At 41.7% G+C, this 441-nt stretch carries 1 protein-coding gene; it reads left to right on the top strand.

What is annotated here, in order from left to right:
* The first annotated feature begins 18 nt into the window (after positions 1 to 18).
* Positions 19 to 372, top strand: coding sequence for a PD-(D/E)XK nuclease family transposase (locus E1958_RS21740; protein ID WP_133513395.1), 354 nt, complete (start codon positions 19 to 21; stop codon positions 370 to 372).
* Positions 373 to 441: the final 69 nt, after the last annotated feature.

The raw sequence follows: 441 nt of genomic DNA, 5'->3' as shown, positions 1-441 counted from the left end.
TCGCTATAATACGGAGCTATTGCCAGCTACTGGTTAAGCTGGCATTTAAAAATTAACCACCACCATCTTGAGAATCTCACGGACAGACCCGCGAAGTTACAGGAAAGCATCTTCAACAAGCTCTTTGAGCAAGCGGAAATCTCGAATTTCAACGATGAGGAATATAGTGAATACGAAGCGAGCTTGAAGACCTATCGTGATTTGAAGAATTCCATCGATACCGCGAGAGAAGAGGGCATAGAAAAGGGTATAGAAAAGGGCCGAAGAGAAGAGAAAATCATGATTGCCGGAAAATTGAAACAACAAAACATACCACCTGAGATCATCTCTCGAAGTACCGGCTTGCCAATAGAAGAAATCGAGAAATTATAATCCTGGAAAATTTGCCTCCAACTTGAATCTTAAGTGTCAAGTCCCGGCAGATTGTAGACTTTCTTTTTG

Origin of the sequence: Candidatus Thiosymbion oneisti, assembly GCF_004359955.1 — a bacterium.
Taxonomy (GTDB): Bacteria; Pseudomonadota; Gammaproteobacteria; order Chromatiales; family Chromatiaceae; genus Thiosymbion; species Thiosymbion oneisti.
Note: the sequence above shows the minus strand (reverse complement) of the source record. Positions and strands in the feature narration are given on the sequence as shown.